We start from the raw sequence: 14,647 nt of genomic DNA, 5'->3' as shown, positions 1-14,647 counted from the left end.
CCTGGATAAGCTCGACGGCTTGGTCCTCAATGCCGGCATCGGGCTCTACGGAAAATTCGAGAACTTGGAGGACGGCGACATCCGCCGCCTCTTCGAGGTGAATTTCTTCAGCTACCTGACCTTGATCCGGGGCTTGCTGCCGGCTCTAAAGAAGGGCCGGGAGTCGCGGATCATGACCGTCTCTTCGATCGTCGGTTGGCGAGCCATCGCCCGGCTGGGCGTCTACTCGGCTTCCAAATCGGCATTGAACGGCTTCGTCGAGGCCCTCCGGGTCGAGCTCGAGCCCGAAGGCGTCGCGATCACCAACACCTATCCTCCGCGGGTCCGCACCGATTTCACCGCCAACGCCAAGAGCCAAGGCTGGCGGCCCTTCGCCACCGACACCGGCGGCCAAGCGCCGGAGCTGACGGCGAAGCGGATGGTGAAGGGCTATCTGCGCGGCAAGCGCGACGTCTACCTCTCGCTGCCGAACCGTCTCTTGATTTGGGGGAACTTTTTGTTTCCGCGGCTCATCGATTGGGGATTGGAGCGGTATTTCCGCAAGCAGCCTTAGACCCGGAAGGCGAAGAACGACGTCATCTGCCCGCGTTTCACCAGCAAGCGCACCAACTCGCCCGATTTGAGACCCTGGCTCTGCTTGAAGAAGTCCTGGCTGCCGTTCACCGGCTTGTCGTTGAATTGCAAGATCACGTCGCCGGGCTGGAGTCCGACCCCGGCGGCCACCGAGCTGTCTTCGATGCCGGTCACGGTGACGCCTTGACCCAGCGGCAAACCATTGCGCTGGCTCTCGGTCGGATTGACGTCGCGGACCGCCAACCCGATTTTACTGGGATTGCCGGCCCCGATGTCGGAAGCCACGATCGCGCTGCTCATCTCGCCTTGGGAGGCGACCTTGACGTTGAAGGTCTTGCGCTCGCCGCGGCGAGCCACTTCGATCGCCACCTCCGAGCCGACCGCCGCCTGGGAAACCAAGATCGGCAGATCGTTGGTCTTGCCGATGTGTTGGCCGTTCAGGGTGACGATGAGGTCGCCGGGGAGAATGCCGGCCTTGTGAGCCGGCGAGCCCTCATAGACTTGAGCCACCAGCGCGCCCTCGGGCTTGTCGATGCCCAAGGCTTGAATCATTTCCGGCGTCAATTCCTGTAGACCGATTCCCAAATAGCCCCGCTCCACCGGCTTGCCCTTGATCAATTGGGGGATGACCTGCTTGGCCATGTTGATCGGAATCGCGAAGCCCAAGCCCTGGCCGCTGGCCACGATCGCGGTGTTGATGCCGACCACCTCGCCCTTCAGGTTGAAGAGCGGGCCGCCGGAATTGCCGGGGTTGATCGAAGCGTCGGTCTGGATGAAGTCGTCGTAAGGCCCGGCGCCGATAACCCGGCCCTTGGCGCTGACAATGCCGGCGGTGACGGTTTGGGTGAGACCGAAGGGGTTGCCGATGGCCAGCACCCAGTCGCCGATCTCGAGGCCGTCGGAGTTGCCGAGGCTGACCGTGGGCAGCGAGTCATGGGCGTCGATTTTGATGACCGCGATGTCGGTCTTGGGATCGCTGCCCGCGACCCGGGCCTTGAAGGTCCGGCCGTCGGAGAGCTTGACTTGAATCTCGTCGGCCCCGCTCACCACGTGGTTGTTGGTGAGAATGTAGCCGTCCTTGTTGAGAATGAAGCCCGAACCCAAGCTGTTCTGCTGGCGGGCCCGCGGATTGGAGCGATAATAGCGCTCGAAGAAATCCTCATAATAGGGATTGCCGAAGCGGCCGCGGATTTGGACGTTCTTCAAGGTGCTGATGTTGACGACCGCCGCTTGGACCTGCTTGGTCAAATCGGCGAAGGAAGTCGGCCGCTGGGCCGGCAAAAAGGCCGTCGGGTCGCCTTGAGCCTGGCCGAGATGCATCCAGTCGAGCTTGGCCGCCAAGCCCAAGCCCACGGCGGCCGAGAGGACCGCGGTCAAAAGCAAGCTCTTCAGGGAGTACTTTTTCTGCATGGGATTAGGGAACGTTTCCGAATCGTTCTTGGTTTTCATCATGAGCCACCCTTGGCTTCGACGTAGCGCAGGCGCAAATCGTAAAGCAAGGCCTGCAAAAATTTTTCCTCTTCAGAACTAAGATTTCCTTGGGTTTTCTCCTGGAGCATGGCGAGCAGGTCGATGCTGTACTTGGCTTCGGGCAGGCGGAGCTCCAATTTTCCGTTGCGGGGATTGGGCGAGATGCCCAGAGCCGATTGGGCGCTGGCCGCCAAGGAGAGCAGTAAGGTGACGAAATCGGCGGGGATTTCCTTCTCCGGCGCCGCTCGAGCGGCTTCGTCCGCGGGTTCCGGCTGGTCGGGTTCGGACCGGCTTTCCGCAGCCTCGGGGCTCGGCTTTTCCTCGGCCGGAGTCCCGTCGGCCTGGAATCGGCGCCGGTCGTTGACTTTAAAGCCTTGATTTTCCTCTTCTTCCTTCGAAGGCATGGAATTTTTCTCCACTTTTCTTAATAAGGTCGGGACGGCGGGCTGTCAAGACGGCAAGTCCATGAAATTCCATCAAATCCACGCAGCTGGTCCTTGACTTCGATTTCCGCTTGTTTCTAAGATCCGCGCCTATGCCAAAGGCCCGCCTTCTATTGATTATCTTGGCTTTGACGCTCGCCGCGGGCGCTTGCCAGAAGAAATCCTTCAAGCTGACCGGCGATGAGACCGACGAGCAAGCCATCAACAAGTGCATCGAGCTCAGCGAGAAAAAGAAATACGAGCAGGCGGTGGAATGTCTCGAGATCTTCAAGAGCCGCTTTCCCGATTCCACTTACGCCCTCGATGCCGAGCTCAACATCGCCGACGCCTATTTCCGCAAGAAGGATTGGGTGCTGGCCGCCGAGACTTACAGCCTCTATGCCCGGCTCCACCCCACCAGCCCGAAGTTGGATTACGCCTACTACCGGGCCGGGCTGGCCTACGAAAAACAGCTTCCCAAGTCGATCGACCGCGACCTCACGGTGCTGAACAACGCCGAGGAGAATTTCGCCACCGTCTACCGGCGCTATCCGACCAGCCCCTACGCCGAGATGGCCAAGGCCAAGTACGACGAGATCCGGGCTCGCGGCGCCCGCAAAGACATGTACGTCGGCAATTTCTATTTCAAGAACGGCCAATATCGGGCCGCGATCCCGCGCTACCTCGAGATACTCCAAGAATATCCCGGCTTGGGCTATGATGAGGAGGCGCTGTACCGCACGACGCTCGCCTTCCACCGGCTGGGCGACGAGGACAAGGCCCGCGGCGCCGCTCAGCTCATGCAGGAGAAATTTCCGGACAGCAAAAAAACGAAGAAAGCGGCCAGCAAGGTGGGGCTGGGCAAAGCGCCGGCGCCGGCCGCCAGCCAGTGAGGAAATCCTATGGATGAAATCCGCGCCCTGTTCTCCGAAGGCAAGAAGGCCTTTCAACAGCACCAGTACGAGCACGCCCAGAAGATCTTCACCAAGCTCATCCAGAAGAAGCCCTACTTCGCCGACGTCTACAACATGCTCGGGGTGATCGCCCACAACGCCGGCCAGTTCACCGACGCCACCGGCTATTTCGAAAAAGCGCTCAAGATCAATCCCAAGTACACCGAGGCGCTCTTGAACCTGGCGGTGCTCTACAACGATTTAGGCGAGTACAAGAAAGCCCGGGCCCTTTACGCCAAGGTCCAGGCCAAGAGCCGCGAGCACAAGGGCAGCAAGATGGACCCCTTCATCCGGGCCAAGCTCGCCAATCGCCACGCCGAGGTCGGCGACATCTACGAGGGCATCGGTTTCTACAAGGAAGCGATCGAGGAATACCGCAAGGCCTTGCACCTGGGGCCGACCTTCCTCGACATCCGCTGCAAGATGGCGGTCTGCTTGCGCGAGATGGGCAAGCACAAGGAGTCGATCGAGGAATTCAAAAAGGTGCTGAAGTCCAACCCCAAGTACCTCTACGCCTCGGTCCAGCTCGGCGTGACGCTCTACGCCGCCGGCAAGGCCAAGGAAGCGGTGGCCCAGTGGAAGAAGACGCTGAAGGCCGATCCGCACCATGAGGGGGCGAAGATGTATCTGCGGTTGGCGGAACAAGCGGCATAGAACTCTCGCACCTATTCCACATTTCAGGCATGATTCCAGGTCTCCGATTTGGCAATTCATAGCACTAGACTAGTGCATGTTGAATGCACTAGTCTAGCATTATGAATGATAGGCTCTCGATCCCTGCCTTAGCGAACCAAATTAAAGGCTTCTCTCCCTCCCTGGGGGGGGTTTTCGGCTTTTCCGATCTCTGGAACTTACTCGGCCACCGCTCCTCGGACCGGGTGGCGAAGGTGGCCAACCGTCTGGTCCGAGAAGGGCTGCTCTTCAAAATTCGCCGCGGAGTCTACGCAACACGAGACGCCGATACCTGGATCCTCGCCTCGCGCCTCAAAAAGAACGTTTATATTTCGATGGACTCGGTACTGGCTCGCAACGGCCTGATCGGGACGATGCCGGCACGCTCGGTTTCGGCAGTATACCCCGGTCCTCCTCAGACGCTCCGCACTCCGATCGCTCAACTGCGCTATTTCAAGATTAAGAAAGACCTCATGTTTGGCACCGTGGGAATGGCCAACGGGGTGCGGGTAGCGGATAACGAAAAGGCCTTTCTTGACATGCTGTATTACCGTAGCAAGGGCGCCCGCTTCGTTGCTGATCCAATCAAGGACGTCGATCAATGGAAGTTGGATGAAAAAAAAATTCGGCGTTATCTGAAAGCCTATAAAAATCCCAAGTTCCGGAAATTCGTCGAGGGGTTGCTGAATGGACCAAAATGAAGAGCTCCTGGCCAGGATCATGAACTTCCTGGCTGAAAAATTCAAAAATCAGTTGGTGCTCAAGGGCGGAATGCTCCTGCGGCTCTGGAATCTCCCCCGTTCGACTCAGGACTTGGATTACGTCTGGCTAAGCTCGAAAAGCCGAAAAGTTTTCGCCCAAGAGGTCAAACGCTCGTTGGGAGAGTTGGAAGGCGTCGATGTCACCGGCCTAGAAATTAATTCGCGGGGAATATTCCTCGATCTTATCGATTCCGCGAAGCGAAGGGCCAAGATCGAGATCAACGTCGAAAAGTCCACCTATCTGCCGCCCAAGCCGGCCTCCACCGCCCCGTTGGCCAGCCGTCACTCTTTACCGGCCCGCATCGTGGCAACGATGGATCCCGCCGAAGCCCTCTCCCATAAAATCGCGGCCGCCCTGGAAAGGGATTTGATTCGGGATCTCTACGATCTTGCTCAAATGGAAGCCTTGACGGCATTCGACGCGAAAACGCTGGAAGCCCGTTTGTCCCGCCTGGAGATAAGCCGCGCCAAACCAAGGAAGGTCAACCGCCGAGAGGCGGCCAGCTTGCTTCGCGAAAAAGCCGCCAAGGCTTCTCCTTCCCGCATCGAAACCGAGTTGGCGGGTATCATTCCCACGGATCAAATGGCCGGTCTTGACCTTTGGATTCGGGCTGCGGCCTCAAGGATTGCGCATCGGATCGAAACGCTTGGGACGAGTTAAAAGCCAGGGAATTAAGGGCGATCCCTACTTCCTCTTGCGGATTTCGCACCGGGCGGCGTCCGACTCGTCACCGTCATCCTTCCACCAATATTGGCCGGAATAGCTGTAACAAGAAAAATCGAATTTTTTCATGTAATTGCGGTGGGTCCAATTGAGAAAATTCTCATCCTGCTCGCCTATCGATCCTTAGTTTTGTTCTCAAACTGGGGGATTATTCTCACTTTGAGTACAAGTGAGTGGCAGGCTATATCTCAACCTATTGATATTACGGTTTAATTATTGGCACAGGCCTTGCTTTGGCCGGAGGAGGGAACTTTAACGAACTTGATACACAATGCTGGCGATCGATCGCTGGATCAACCCAACTGAAGTTTTTAGGAGAGTCTCATGGTAACGCTTTCTAAAATCGCTCTCGTCAACGTCCTCGGACAGGTACTGCCATTTCAGGTCAATCGCAATCCTGGCCCGTCGGATCCGGAACCTACGCCCTGCAGCTTCCAAATGCAGAGCGAGCCGCCTTTGGCATCAAGAACGATGCAGCGATTAATTCCCCTAGTTTTCGCCAAATCGATCCCACAAGAAACTCCGACTTGCGTTTCGTCTTTCGACGGGCTGAAGAACAAGCTGGAAAAGTTCGAAAAGGAAGCCGCTTCGCTCCACAATTCGAATTTCGAAAACAAGACTCAAGCCTTGGAAGAATTGCTGATCCTGGTCACCGACGAAGGGCAGGATGTCGATCCGAAACGATCCCAGGAATGGGAAGCGCTTTCCAATCGATGTTTCGATGCCCTGATCGACTTCGCCGATACCGACGTCGATACCGAGATTTATGAAAGATCCTCGATGCTCCAGGCCCTGAAAGCCTGGCGAAACGGCGATCTTCCGTTCGCCGCAGAACTCCTTGCGACTTATATCGAGGAAGAGGGCTACTCTCTCGATGAAGACCGGGTCGAGCTTCCCGCTCAAGTCGTGGTATGCCGGGCCCTGCTCGATAAAATCAACGGACTTAGGTTAGTTCAAGCCAATCAAGCCGCCCACTTCGCCTGGGGAAAGCAGCAGGCCTGGGAAGATAAGGTATCGTTTGATAAATTTTCCTGCCGAATAGATTGGTTGAAATGCCGCTTGGAAAGGAATCGCTTCTTGTCTTTTCATGACGCCGTGGCCCATCGCCTCGATACCGGTGAAAGCCAAACTCTTCTCCAAGCCTTGAAGCACATGCGGGGCGATGCCTCTGAGGACATTTCCAACCGGGCCTTGGCCCTGCTTTCCCAAGCGTCCACTGCATTCAACTTCGGCACCATAGATGTCGGTCGAATCATTCGCTACAGTTCCACCCTTAACCCGCACCCAGAAGACGGCGACGCCATCCTGGCTGTGGCCAATCGATTGAACCAAGGAGATAAATACAAAAAACAAGCCGCCGAAGCGCTCTACTACATAGTCTTCAACTTAAGCCAAGACGAGAACCAACGGGCCGAGGCCATGGAAGCCCTCGTGAATTTTGCAGAATGAATCCCTGACTAATCGTCTTGAAGTGAGTCTGAATATTGATCCCTTAATTCGCAATAGCGCGGATGTTTGAACTCCACCCTTTGCCCACGCTCATGGCCTTCGAGTCGGACCGCGATCGCCGGGTCTTCGGGATCGATGACGCCGTTCAGGTTGGCGTCGATCACCAGGATCTCATCTTGGAATCGGTTGAAGCCTTCGACGTCGAGCGGCCGCATCTAGCCCACCAGCTCGTAGACCTTTTGCAGCGCGCCGTCGAGGCCGTCGATCTTGGGGCCGCCGGCCTGGGCCATCTCGGCCTTGCCGCCGCCGGAGCCTCCGACCAGCGCCGCCAATTCCTTGGCCAGCTTGCCGGCGTCGAAGCGCGGGGTGAGGTCCTTGGAGACCCGGACGATCAAGGTCGCCTTGCCCTCGGCCGCCGAGCCGATGACCGAGACGCCGGAGCCGAGCTTGTCCTTCACTTGATCGGAGAAGTCGCGCAGCGATTTGAGATCGTCGATGTCGCGGCGCAGGGCCAGGACCTTGACGCCGCCGATGTCCTTGGCCTGGGCCAGGATGTCGCCGCCGCCACCGCCGCCCGAGGCCAGCTTGGCCTTGAGCTGGGAGACTTCCTTTTCGAGTTTCTTCAATTGCTCGCTCTGCTGGGTCCACTTCTCGACCGTGTCTTGGTAGCGGTCGGCCTTGGCCAGCTTGCCGAGCTGAAGCAGGGTGCTCTCCATCTCCCGGAAATTATCGAGGACCGCGGCGCCGGTGATCGCCTCGATCCGGCGGACGCCGGCGGCGACCGAGGATTCGCGGACGATCTTGAAGACCCCAATCTCGCCGGTGCGGTCGACGTGGGTGCCGCCGCAGAGCTCGGTCGAGAAGTTCTCGACCTTGAGCACCCGGACCTTGTCGCCGTACTTCTCGCCGAAGAGAGCCATCGCGCCCTGGCCCATCGCCTCGTCGTAGCTCATCTCGCGCTTTTGGACCTCGATGTCCTCGCGGATCTTCTCGTTGACCAGGTCCTCGACCTTGAGAAGCTCCTCCCGGCTCATGGGCTGGAAATGGCTGAAGTCGAAGCGAAGCCGCTCCGGCGTGACCAGCGATCCGGCCTGTTTGACGTGCTCGCCCAGGATTTGGCGAAGGGCCGCATGCAGAAGATGAGTCGCCGTGTGATTGAGCTTGGTGGCGCCGCGGGTCGAGGGATCGACCTTAAGATGGATTTCTTGGCCGACTTGGAGCTTCCCCTCCCGCACCCGCACCAAATGCGCGATCATCTCGCCGGCCGGTCTTTGGGTGTCCTTCACTTCCGCCAAGGCCTGGGGCGCGAAGATTTTTCCCTGATCGCCGACTTGGCCGCCGGATTCGGCGTAAAAGGGCGAGAATTCGGTGTAGATTTCGGCCTCATCGCCCTGCTTCACCGACTCGACACGTTTGCCGTCTTTCACGATGGCCGTGATCTGGGACATGCATTCCAAGCTTTGATAGCCTAAAAATTGGGATTGCAGCCCTTCGGCAGCCAAGGCCTGATGGACTTCTACGACCTTGGCGTCGCCTGACCCCTTCCAGGCGGCTCGAGCTTTCTCGCGCTGGCCCTCCATGTGGAGCTCGAAAGCGGGGCTGTCGACGGTCAAACCGGCCTCGGTGGCAATGGTTTCGGTCAGGTCGAGCGGAAAGCCGAAGGTGTCATAGAGTTTGAAAGCCACCGCTCCGGAAAGGCTCGGCTTGCCGGCCTTCTTCGCGGCGGCTATCTCGACTTCGATGATCTCCATTCCCTTTTCCAGGGTTTCGAGGAAGCGCTGCTCCTCGGCCCGGATCACTTCTTCGATGAACTTTTGATTGGCGACCAGCTCCGGATAGATGTCGCCCATCTCCTTCGCCAGGACCGGCAAGATCTTATAGAAGAATGGCTCGTGCAGGCCGAGCATCCGGCCGTGGCGGATCGCCCGGCGCATGATCCGGCGAAGGACATAGCCCCGACCCTCGTTGGAAGGCAGGACGCCGTCGCCGATGAGGAAGCAAGTCGCCCGGATGTGGTCGGTCACGACCCGCATCGAGATGTCGGTCGTCTCACTTTGCCGGTATTTCTTCCCGGACAGCTCTGAAATCTTGGTCAAGAGCGGGGTGAAAAGGTCGCTGTCGTAATTGCTATAGACGCCCTGCACAACGCAGGCCAGGCGCTCCAAGCCCATCCCGGTGTCGACGCTGGGCTTGGGCAGAGGCTTCAGAGTGCCATCGAAGTCCCGGTCGAACTGCATGAAGACCAGGTTCCAGATCTCCATGATCCGGCCGCTCTCGCTGCCCTGGAGGAAATCCTCCCGGCTCTTGCCTTCGGCGCCGTCGAAGTCGTAATGGATCTCGGTGCAGGGCCCGCAGGGGCCGGTCTCGCCCATGCTCCAGAAATTGTCGGCCTCGTCGAGGCGGAGGATCCGGTCGGCCGGCACCTCGCTCAACTCCTTCCAGAGAGCTTCGGCTTCGTCGTCCTCGCGGAACACCGTCACCCAGAGCCGCTTCTTGTCGAGCTTCAAGACCTTGGTCAGGTATTCCCAGGCGAAGGCGATGGCGTCGCGCTTGAAGTAATCGCCGAAGCTGAAATTGCCCAGCATCTCGAAGAAGGTGTGGTGGCGGTGAGTCCGGCCGACGTTCTCCAGGTCGTTGTGCTTGCCCGAAACCCGCATGCACTTCTGGGAGCTGGTCGCCCGCTGGGTGCCGATGTTCTCCTGGCCGAGGAAGACGTTCTTGAAGGGCACCATGCCGGCATTGGTGAAGAAGAGCGTCGGATCGCGATCCGGAACGAGCGAGGCGCTCTTGATCCGGCGGTGAGCCTGGCCTTCGAAGAATTTGAGAAAGGATTCGCGGATTTCCGAGGATTTCATACAGAATCGAGCCTAGCAGGGCCGCGCGGACGGGGCAACCGGTCATTCCCGTAGGGGCACCCCTTGCGGGTGCCCAATCTGCGGCGATCGCAAGATCCTCGCCTCGGGCACCCGCAAGGGGTGCCCCTACGATTACGCCCGCTTCTTTTCCGGCTCCGGCGCGGTCTTTTCGGCCTTTTCAGCCTTGGGCGCCCCGGCCAAGCCGTAGTGCTCGCGGAGCTTGGCTTCGATCTCTTCGGTGACCTTGGGGTTGGTCTTGAGGAAGTCCTTGGCGTTGTCCCGGCCCTGGCCGATTCGCTCCTTGCCGTAGCTGAACCAGGAGCCGGTCTTGTCGATCAGCCCGCTGTTGGAGGCCAGGTCGAGGAGATCGCCCTCGCGCGAGACGCCCTCGCCGTACATGATGTCGAACTCGACCTCGCGGAAGGGCGGCGCGACCTTGTTCTTCACGATCTTGACCCGGGTCCGGTTGCCGACCACTTGGTCGCCGACTTTGATCGAGCCGATGCGCCGGATGTCCATCCGCACCGAGGCATAGAACTTGAGGGCGTTGCCGCCGGTGGTGGTCTCGGGGTTGCCGAACATGACGCCGATCTTCATCCGGATCTGGTTGATGAAGATCACCAGGGTGTTGGACTTGTTGATCAGGGCGGTCATCTTGCGGAGGGCCTGGCTCATCAGCCGGGCCTGGGCGCCCATCTGGGCGTCGCCCATCTCGCCCTCGAGCTCGGCCTTGGGCACCAGAGCCGCGACCGAGTCGATGACGATGACGTCGATGGCATTGCTCCGAACCAGGGCCTCGGCGATCTCCAAGGCCTGCTCGCCGCTGTCGGGCTGGCTGACCAAGAGGTCCTCGGTCTTGACGTTCAATTTCTTGGCGTACTGGACGTCGAGGGCGTGCTCGGCGTCGATCACCGCGCAAACGCCGCCCTTGCGCTGGGCTTGGGCGATGATCTGCAAGGCCAAGGTCGTCTTGCCGGAAGATTCGGGTCCGTAGATTTCGACCACCCGGCCCTTGGGCAGGCCGCCGACGCCGAGCGCGATGTCGAGCGAGATCGACCCGGTCGGCACCACCATGTCCGCCGACATGCCCTGAAACTCGACTTCGCCCAGGCGCATGATCGAGCCTTTGCCGAATTGCTTTTCGATGCCGCTCAGGGTGAGGGCGATGGCTTTTTCTTTTTCGGTGTTTGGAGCCTGGGACATAGGCTTCTCCTCGAATTTGGATTTAGAAAGGTTTAATTGAATTAGGTCTCTCGCTTCTTCTTTGTCAATCCGGTTTTTCGAAACCGATGCGGGGAATCGGCTTGTCCGGCGGCTGCATCAATTGCCGGATCGCGTCGAAGACGATTTTGAATTGGGAGTCGTACTTTTTCTCCAAAGACCTCAGCTTTTCAGCAAAGTCCCGGTGAGTTATCAACAGCTCCCGCAACTGTACGAAAGCTCGAACCACCGCGATACTGGTCTCAACCGCTTGGGGACTTTTCAGAAGGTTGGCGACCATCAGGGCTCCGTGCTCGGTGAAGGCATGGGGAAGAAACGGGGAATACTTGAGCCTTTTGAGGTGGTCGCAAAATGCGACCACCTCGGATTTTTCATCCTCGGTAAGTTGAAAGGCGAAATCTTCGGGAAATCGATCGGCATTGCGCTTGAGCTGTTCTTTAAGCCGTTTCGTGCTGACATGATAGAGTTCAGCAAGATCGGCATCGATAAGAACTCGGCGGCCCCTCAAGACTAGGATTCGGCCGCCAATGTTTTTAGCTGTCAGAGGGCTCTTCATGGCCTGGGATGCAAGCAAGAACCGTACCTCGGAACAACATTGAGGTTTTTTGAGGACGGTCGTCCGAAAATCCTACAACCCGAGCAGAATCCGCCGCACTCGGTCCAGGGCTGCGGCCGCGGTGATCTGCTTGAAGCGCAGCCGGTCGAAGGGAAAGAAGAACTTTTGCTCCCATTGGCCCTCGGGATGGGCGACGGCGATGTGGACCGTGCCCACCGGTTTGGTTTCGCTGCCGCCGGAAGGGCCGGCGATCCCGGTGATGCCGATGCCGAAGTCGGCGCCGCTGGTGCGGCGGATGCCTCGGGCCATTTCCAGCGCCACTTCGGAGCTGACCGCACCGTGGGCGTCGAGCGTCTTTTTGAAAACTCCGAGCCGGGCCATCTTGGCTTCGTCCGAATAAGTCACCGCCCCCTCCAAAAAGCAGAGGCTGGCGCCGGGCACGTCAGTGATCAGGTTGGCCACTAGCCCGCCGGTGCAGGATTCGGCCGTGGCCAGCTTGAGCTTGCGATCGTTGAAGAGCTGGACCACCGCTTCCTCCAGGCTGAAATCGTCCTCGCCGAAAACCACCGGCCCGAGGGCCGCCTTCACCTTTTGGGTCGCGGCCTCCAAGCGCTGCCGGGCGAGGCCGGCGTCGAGCTCGGCGACCTGAAGGCGGACGTCGATGGTCGGGAAGCGGACCCGAAAGCCGACCACGGCCCCCTCGATCTCCCGCTCGGCGTTCTGCAGGGGCCGCAGCATCTGATCCATCTGACCTTCGGGCAGACCGAAACAGCGCAAGACCTTGCGCAGCCGCACTTCCTTTCCCAGCTCCGATTCGATGAGCGGCAGGAAGCGTTTCTCGAACATCCGCTGCATTTCCTTGGGCACGCCCGGGAAAAAGGCCAAGGCGCTTTTGCCCTCCCGCCAAAAAGCTCCGGGCGCGGTCCCCAAGTCATTGATCAATGGCGTCGAACCCTGGGGGAGCCAGGCCTGCTTTTCCTGATTCGGGGTGAGGGTCCGGCCCAGGGCGGCGAAGAAACCGCGAATCCGTTCCAGGCTCGGCTCGTCGACCTGCAAGGGCCGGCCAAAGGTCCGCCCGGCGACCTCCAAGGTGAGATCATCGACGGTGGGTCCCAAGCCGCCGGTCACCAGGACCAGGTCGGCCCGGCCGACGGCCCGGCGCAGCCCATCGGCGATCAAGGCTTCGTCGTCGGGCACCGCGCTGTGAAAACGCACCTCGCCGCCGCGCTCCCGCATCCGTTGGGCCAGCCAGCCGGCGTTGGAATTGACGATGTCGCCCTCGACCACCTCGTTGCCGGTGGCCAGGATTTCCACGATCATGAGATTCCCCAAATCAGCATGACGAGCTGAAGGCTCAAATTGGCGAAGACGCCAGCCAGGACGTCGTCCATCACGACGCCCCAACCACCGCCCCATTTTTTGTCAATATAGCGGATGGGCCAGGGCTTCGCGATATCGAAGAGCCGAAAAAAAATGAAGGAAAGCAGCGCGGTCTTGGCGCTGAAGGGAACGAAGACGACCGCGACCAAATAGCCGGCCACTTCGTCGATGACGATGCTCGAGCTGTCGTGGCTGCCGGTCGCCCGCTCGGCGATTTGGCTGATCAAAACCGCGAAAAGGGTGAAAGCCGCCACCCCAGCCGCGAACTGGGGCCAAGGCCAATGCCGGCCCAGGTAAAAAAACAGGACTCCCCAAAGGGTTCCGTAGGTGCCGGGCGAGCCGGGGATGAATCCCAGACCCAGGCCGGAGCTGAGACAGAGGGCGAGGCGACGCATGCCTGCGTCATAACTGGAAGATGGCCACTTGTCATCCCGAGCGTAGCGCGAGGGATCCACTATGGATCTACTTAGCGCTGAGGCTATCCGTAGTGGATTCCTCGGCCCTTTGGGCCTCGGAATGACATTTCCCGCATAAAAGATTGACGATTCTGCCCAATTCTTCTTAAATCCTTCCCTCGTTTTAGCCCGTTTTGAGGGCTACCCACTTTTATCCCGAAGGGAGAGATCGTCCATGAAAGTCCGTGCCATTCTCATGAGTTCCTGTCTTGCATTCTCCGTTGCCGCCTGCGGCTCGGGGGGCAGCGCGCCGGGCGCCGGCGATCTCGAAAAGCACCTCAATCAGGGCAAGGAGCTCGCGACCTTGGGTCCGGTCTCCATCGACGAGGGCTACCTCGAGGTTTTAAGCCGGGTGAATCCCAACATTTCGGCCCAACTCAAGAATCCGGCCGGCAAGAAGCGCCTGATCGACAGCCTGCTTGAGCAGGAGCTGCTCTATAAAGAAAGCATCAACCGCGGCTTGGCCAGCAAGCCCGAGGTCCAGGAGAAAGCCGCCCTCTACGAGCGGGTGATCTTCGCCCAGGCGGTGCTGGACGACGCGGTCGACCAGAAGGCCAAGGGCTACTACGACGCCAACAAAGACAAAGAATTCTCCCGGGTCAAGCTGGCCCACATCCTGATCAAGACTCAAACCCCGCCGCCAGGCGCCGATAAGGCCAAGACTCCGCCGGCTCCGGCCGGCTTGAGCGAAGCCGATGCCTTGAAAAAGGCCCAGGAAGCCAAGGCCAAGCTGGCCGCCGGCACCGCCTGGGAAGTGGTGGTCACCGAATACTCCGACGACCGCGGCAGCAAGGCCCGGGGCGGCGAGATCGGGCTGGTGGCCCGCGGCGACCGCCGCGCCGACCGCTTCGGCTGGGGCGACATGATCGAGAAGTCCTTCACGATGAAGGCCGGCGAGATCAGCGATCCGATCCTGGCCAAGGACGGGTATCACATCGTCAAGGTGATCGAAGTCGCCCAAGTCGCGCCCTACGAAGAAGTCCAGAACACCATCAAGTTCAAGCTTCGCTCCCAAGTGAAGAACGAGCTCATGGCCTCGCTGACCGGCGGCAAGAGCATCGAATACAAAGATGACAGCCTCAAAGCCGCCGCCAGCGCGCCGGCTCCGGGCACCGCCGCCATCGATGCCGCCACTGACGCCATGCAGGGCCCGGGA

Annotated in this window: 15 protein-coding genes and 1 pseudogene; 7 read left to right on the top strand and 9 right to left on the bottom strand. The window is 59.5% G+C overall.

Annotated elements, in window-relative coordinates:
• The coding region (locus VJR29_03950; protein ID HKY62550.1) for an SDR family NAD(P)-dependent oxidoreductase at nucleotides 1–553 on the top strand (553 nt) is incomplete at its 5' end.
• On the opposite strand, the gene VJR29_03945 is transcribed toward VJR29_03950, so the two are convergent.
• Together VJR29_03945 and VJR29_03940 are read right to left on the bottom strand one after the other, a co-directional pair.
• Entirely contained in the window at nucleotides 550–2,025 is a 1,476-nt protein-coding gene (locus VJR29_03945; protein HKY62549.1) for a DegQ family serine endoprotease, read from the bottom strand. The genes VJR29_03950 and VJR29_03945 overlap by 4 nt on opposite strands.
• Nucleotides 2,022–2,447, bottom strand: coding sequence for a DUF1844 domain-containing protein (locus VJR29_03940; protein ID HKY62548.1), 426 nt, complete (start codon nucleotides 2,445–2,447; stop codon nucleotides 2,022–2,024). The genes VJR29_03945 and VJR29_03940 overlap by 4 nt, the downstream gene beginning before the upstream one ends.
• Nucleotides 2,448–2,578: 131 nt before the next feature.
• Between VJR29_03940 and VJR29_03935 the strand changes: the two genes are divergently transcribed.
• The 5 genes from VJR29_03935 to VJR29_03915 all read left to right on the top strand — a co-directional run bounded on the left by VJR29_03935 (nucleotide 2,579) and on the right by VJR29_03915 (nucleotide 7,024).
• Complete coding sequence (locus VJR29_03935; GenBank protein HKY62547.1) at nucleotides 2,579–3,358, top strand: outer membrane protein assembly factor BamD; 780 nt, start codon at nucleotides 2,579–2,581, stop codon at nucleotides 3,356–3,358.
• Nucleotides 3,359–3,367: 9 nt separating this feature from the next.
• Entirely contained in the window at nucleotides 3,368–4,072 is a 705-nt protein-coding gene (locus VJR29_03930; GenBank protein HKY62546.1) for a tetratricopeptide repeat protein, read from the top strand.
• Between the two features lie 101 nt (nucleotides 4,073–4,173).
• A complete protein-coding gene (locus VJR29_03925) occupies nucleotides 4,174–4,791 on the top strand; it encodes a hypothetical protein (protein ID HKY62545.1) in 618 nt (205 codons plus the stop codon).
• Nucleotides 4,778–5,512 carry a nucleotidyl transferase AbiEii/AbiGii toxin family protein gene (locus VJR29_03920; protein ID HKY62544.1) on the top strand — a complete coding sequence of 245 codons (735 nt, stop codon included), beginning with the start codon at nucleotides 4,778–4,780 and terminating at the stop codon, nucleotides 5,510–5,512. Before VJR29_03925 ends, VJR29_03920 begins: the two co-directional genes overlap by 14 nt.
• A gap of 387 nt (nucleotides 5,513–5,899) precedes the next feature.
• Nucleotides 5,900–7,024 carry a hypothetical protein gene (locus VJR29_03915; GenBank protein ID HKY62543.1) on the top strand — a complete coding sequence of 375 codons (1,125 nt, stop codon included), beginning with the start codon at nucleotides 5,900–5,902 and terminating at the stop codon, nucleotides 7,022–7,024.
• Between the two features lie 8 nt (nucleotides 7,025–7,032).
• On the opposite strand, the gene VJR29_03910 is transcribed toward VJR29_03915, so the two are convergent.
• From VJR29_03910 to VJR29_03880, 7 genes and pseudogenes are all read right to left on the bottom strand, one after another.
• Nucleotides 7,033–7,239: a hypothetical protein gene (locus VJR29_03910; GenBank protein HKY62542.1), complete on the bottom strand. Its 207-nt coding sequence runs from the start codon at nucleotides 7,237–7,239 to the stop codon at nucleotides 7,033–7,035.
• Complete coding sequence (gene alaS, locus VJR29_03905; GenBank protein HKY62541.1) at nucleotides 7,240–9,879, bottom strand: alanine--tRNA ligase; 2,640 nt, start codon at nucleotides 9,877–9,879, stop codon at nucleotides 7,240–7,242.
• A 132-nt stretch (nucleotides 9,880–10,011) separates the two neighbouring features.
• Nucleotides 10,012–11,082, bottom strand: coding sequence for a recombinase RecA (gene recA / locus VJR29_03900; protein ID HKY62540.1), 1,071 nt, complete (start codon nucleotides 11,080–11,082; stop codon nucleotides 10,012–10,014).
• Nucleotides 11,083–11,146: 64 nt separating this feature from the next.
• Nucleotides 11,147–11,380, bottom strand: coding sequence for a hypothetical protein (locus tag VJR29_03895; protein HKY62539.1), 234 nt, complete (start codon nucleotides 11,378–11,380; stop codon nucleotides 11,147–11,149).
• A 48-nt stretch (nucleotides 11,381–11,428) separates the two neighbouring features.
• Nucleotides 11,429–11,656, bottom strand: a pseudogene (locus VJR29_03890) (ORF6N domain-containing protein).
• Nucleotides 11,657–11,728: 72 nt separating this feature from the next.
• Nucleotides 11,729–12,976 (bottom strand): competence/damage-inducible protein A, encoded by a 1,248-nt coding sequence (locus VJR29_03885; protein HKY62538.1) that lies wholly within the window; start codon nucleotides 12,974–12,976, stop codon nucleotides 11,729–11,731.
• Nucleotides 12,973–13,431, bottom strand: coding sequence for a phosphatidylglycerophosphatase A (locus tag VJR29_03880; protein HKY62537.1), 459 nt, complete (start codon nucleotides 13,429–13,431; stop codon nucleotides 12,973–12,975). The genes VJR29_03885 and VJR29_03880 overlap by 4 nt, the downstream gene beginning before the upstream one ends.
• A 235-nt stretch (nucleotides 13,432–13,666) precedes the next feature.
• On the opposite strand from VJR29_03880, the gene VJR29_03875 reads away from it, so the two are divergent.
• Nucleotides 13,667–14,647: peptidylprolyl isomerase (locus VJR29_03875; GenBank protein HKY62536.1), on the top strand; the 981-nt coding region annotated here is incomplete at its 3' end.

This window comes from bacterium, from assembly GCA_035281585.1.
Classification (GTDB): domain Bacteria; phylum UBA10199; class UBA10199; order DSSB01; family DSSB01; genus DATEDP01.
The sequence above is the reverse complement of the archived record's forward strand: the minus strand, read 5'-3'. Positions and strand labels throughout refer to the sequence as shown.

Bases quoted from the DNA above. Each gene is read 5' to 3' on its own strand.
- VJR29_03945 (HKY62549.1), bottom strand. From the start codon at position 2,025: ATGATGAAAACCAAGAACGATTCGGAAACGTTCCCTAATCCCATGCAG.
- VJR29_03880 (HKY62537.1), bottom strand. From the start codon at position 13,431: ATGCGTCGCCTCGCCCTCTGTCTCAGCTCCGGCCTGGGTCTGGGATTC.
- VJR29_03930 (HKY62546.1), top strand. From the start codon at position 3,368: ATGGATGAAATCCGCGCCCTGTTCTCCGAAGGCAAGAAGGCCTTTCAA.
- VJR29_03895 (HKY62539.1), bottom strand. From the start codon at position 11,380: ATGGTCGCCAACCTTCTGAAAAGTCCCCAAGCGGTTGAGACCAGTATC.
- recA (HKY62540.1), bottom strand. From the start codon at position 11,082: ATGTCCCAGGCTCCAAACACCGAAAAAGAAAAAGCCATCGCCCTCACC.
- VJR29_03915 (HKY62543.1), top strand. From the start codon at position 5,900: ATGGTAACGCTTTCTAAAATCGCTCTCGTCAACGTCCTCGGACAGGTA.
- VJR29_03885 (HKY62538.1), bottom strand. From the start codon at position 12,976: ATGATCGTGGAAATCCTGGCCACCGGCAACGAGGTGGTCGAGGGCGAC.
- alaS (HKY62541.1), bottom strand. From the start codon at position 9,879: ATGAAATCCTCGGAAATCCGCGAATCCTTTCTCAAATTCTTCGAAGGC.
- VJR29_03920 (HKY62544.1), top strand. From the start codon at position 4,778: ATGGACCAAAATGAAGAGCTCCTGGCCAGGATCATGAACTTCCTGGCT.
- VJR29_03910 (HKY62542.1), bottom strand. From the start codon at position 7,239: ATGCGGCCGCTCGACGTCGAAGGCTTCAACCGATTCCAAGATGAGATC.
- VJR29_03940 (HKY62548.1), bottom strand. From the start codon at position 2,447: ATGCCTTCGAAGGAAGAAGAGGAAAATCAAGGCTTTAAAGTCAACGAC.
- VJR29_03935 (HKY62547.1), top strand. From the start codon at position 2,579: ATGCCAAAGGCCCGCCTTCTATTGATTATCTTGGCTTTGACGCTCGCC.
- VJR29_03925 (HKY62545.1), top strand. From the start codon at position 4,174: ATGAATGATAGGCTCTCGATCCCTGCCTTAGCGAACCAAATTAAAGGC.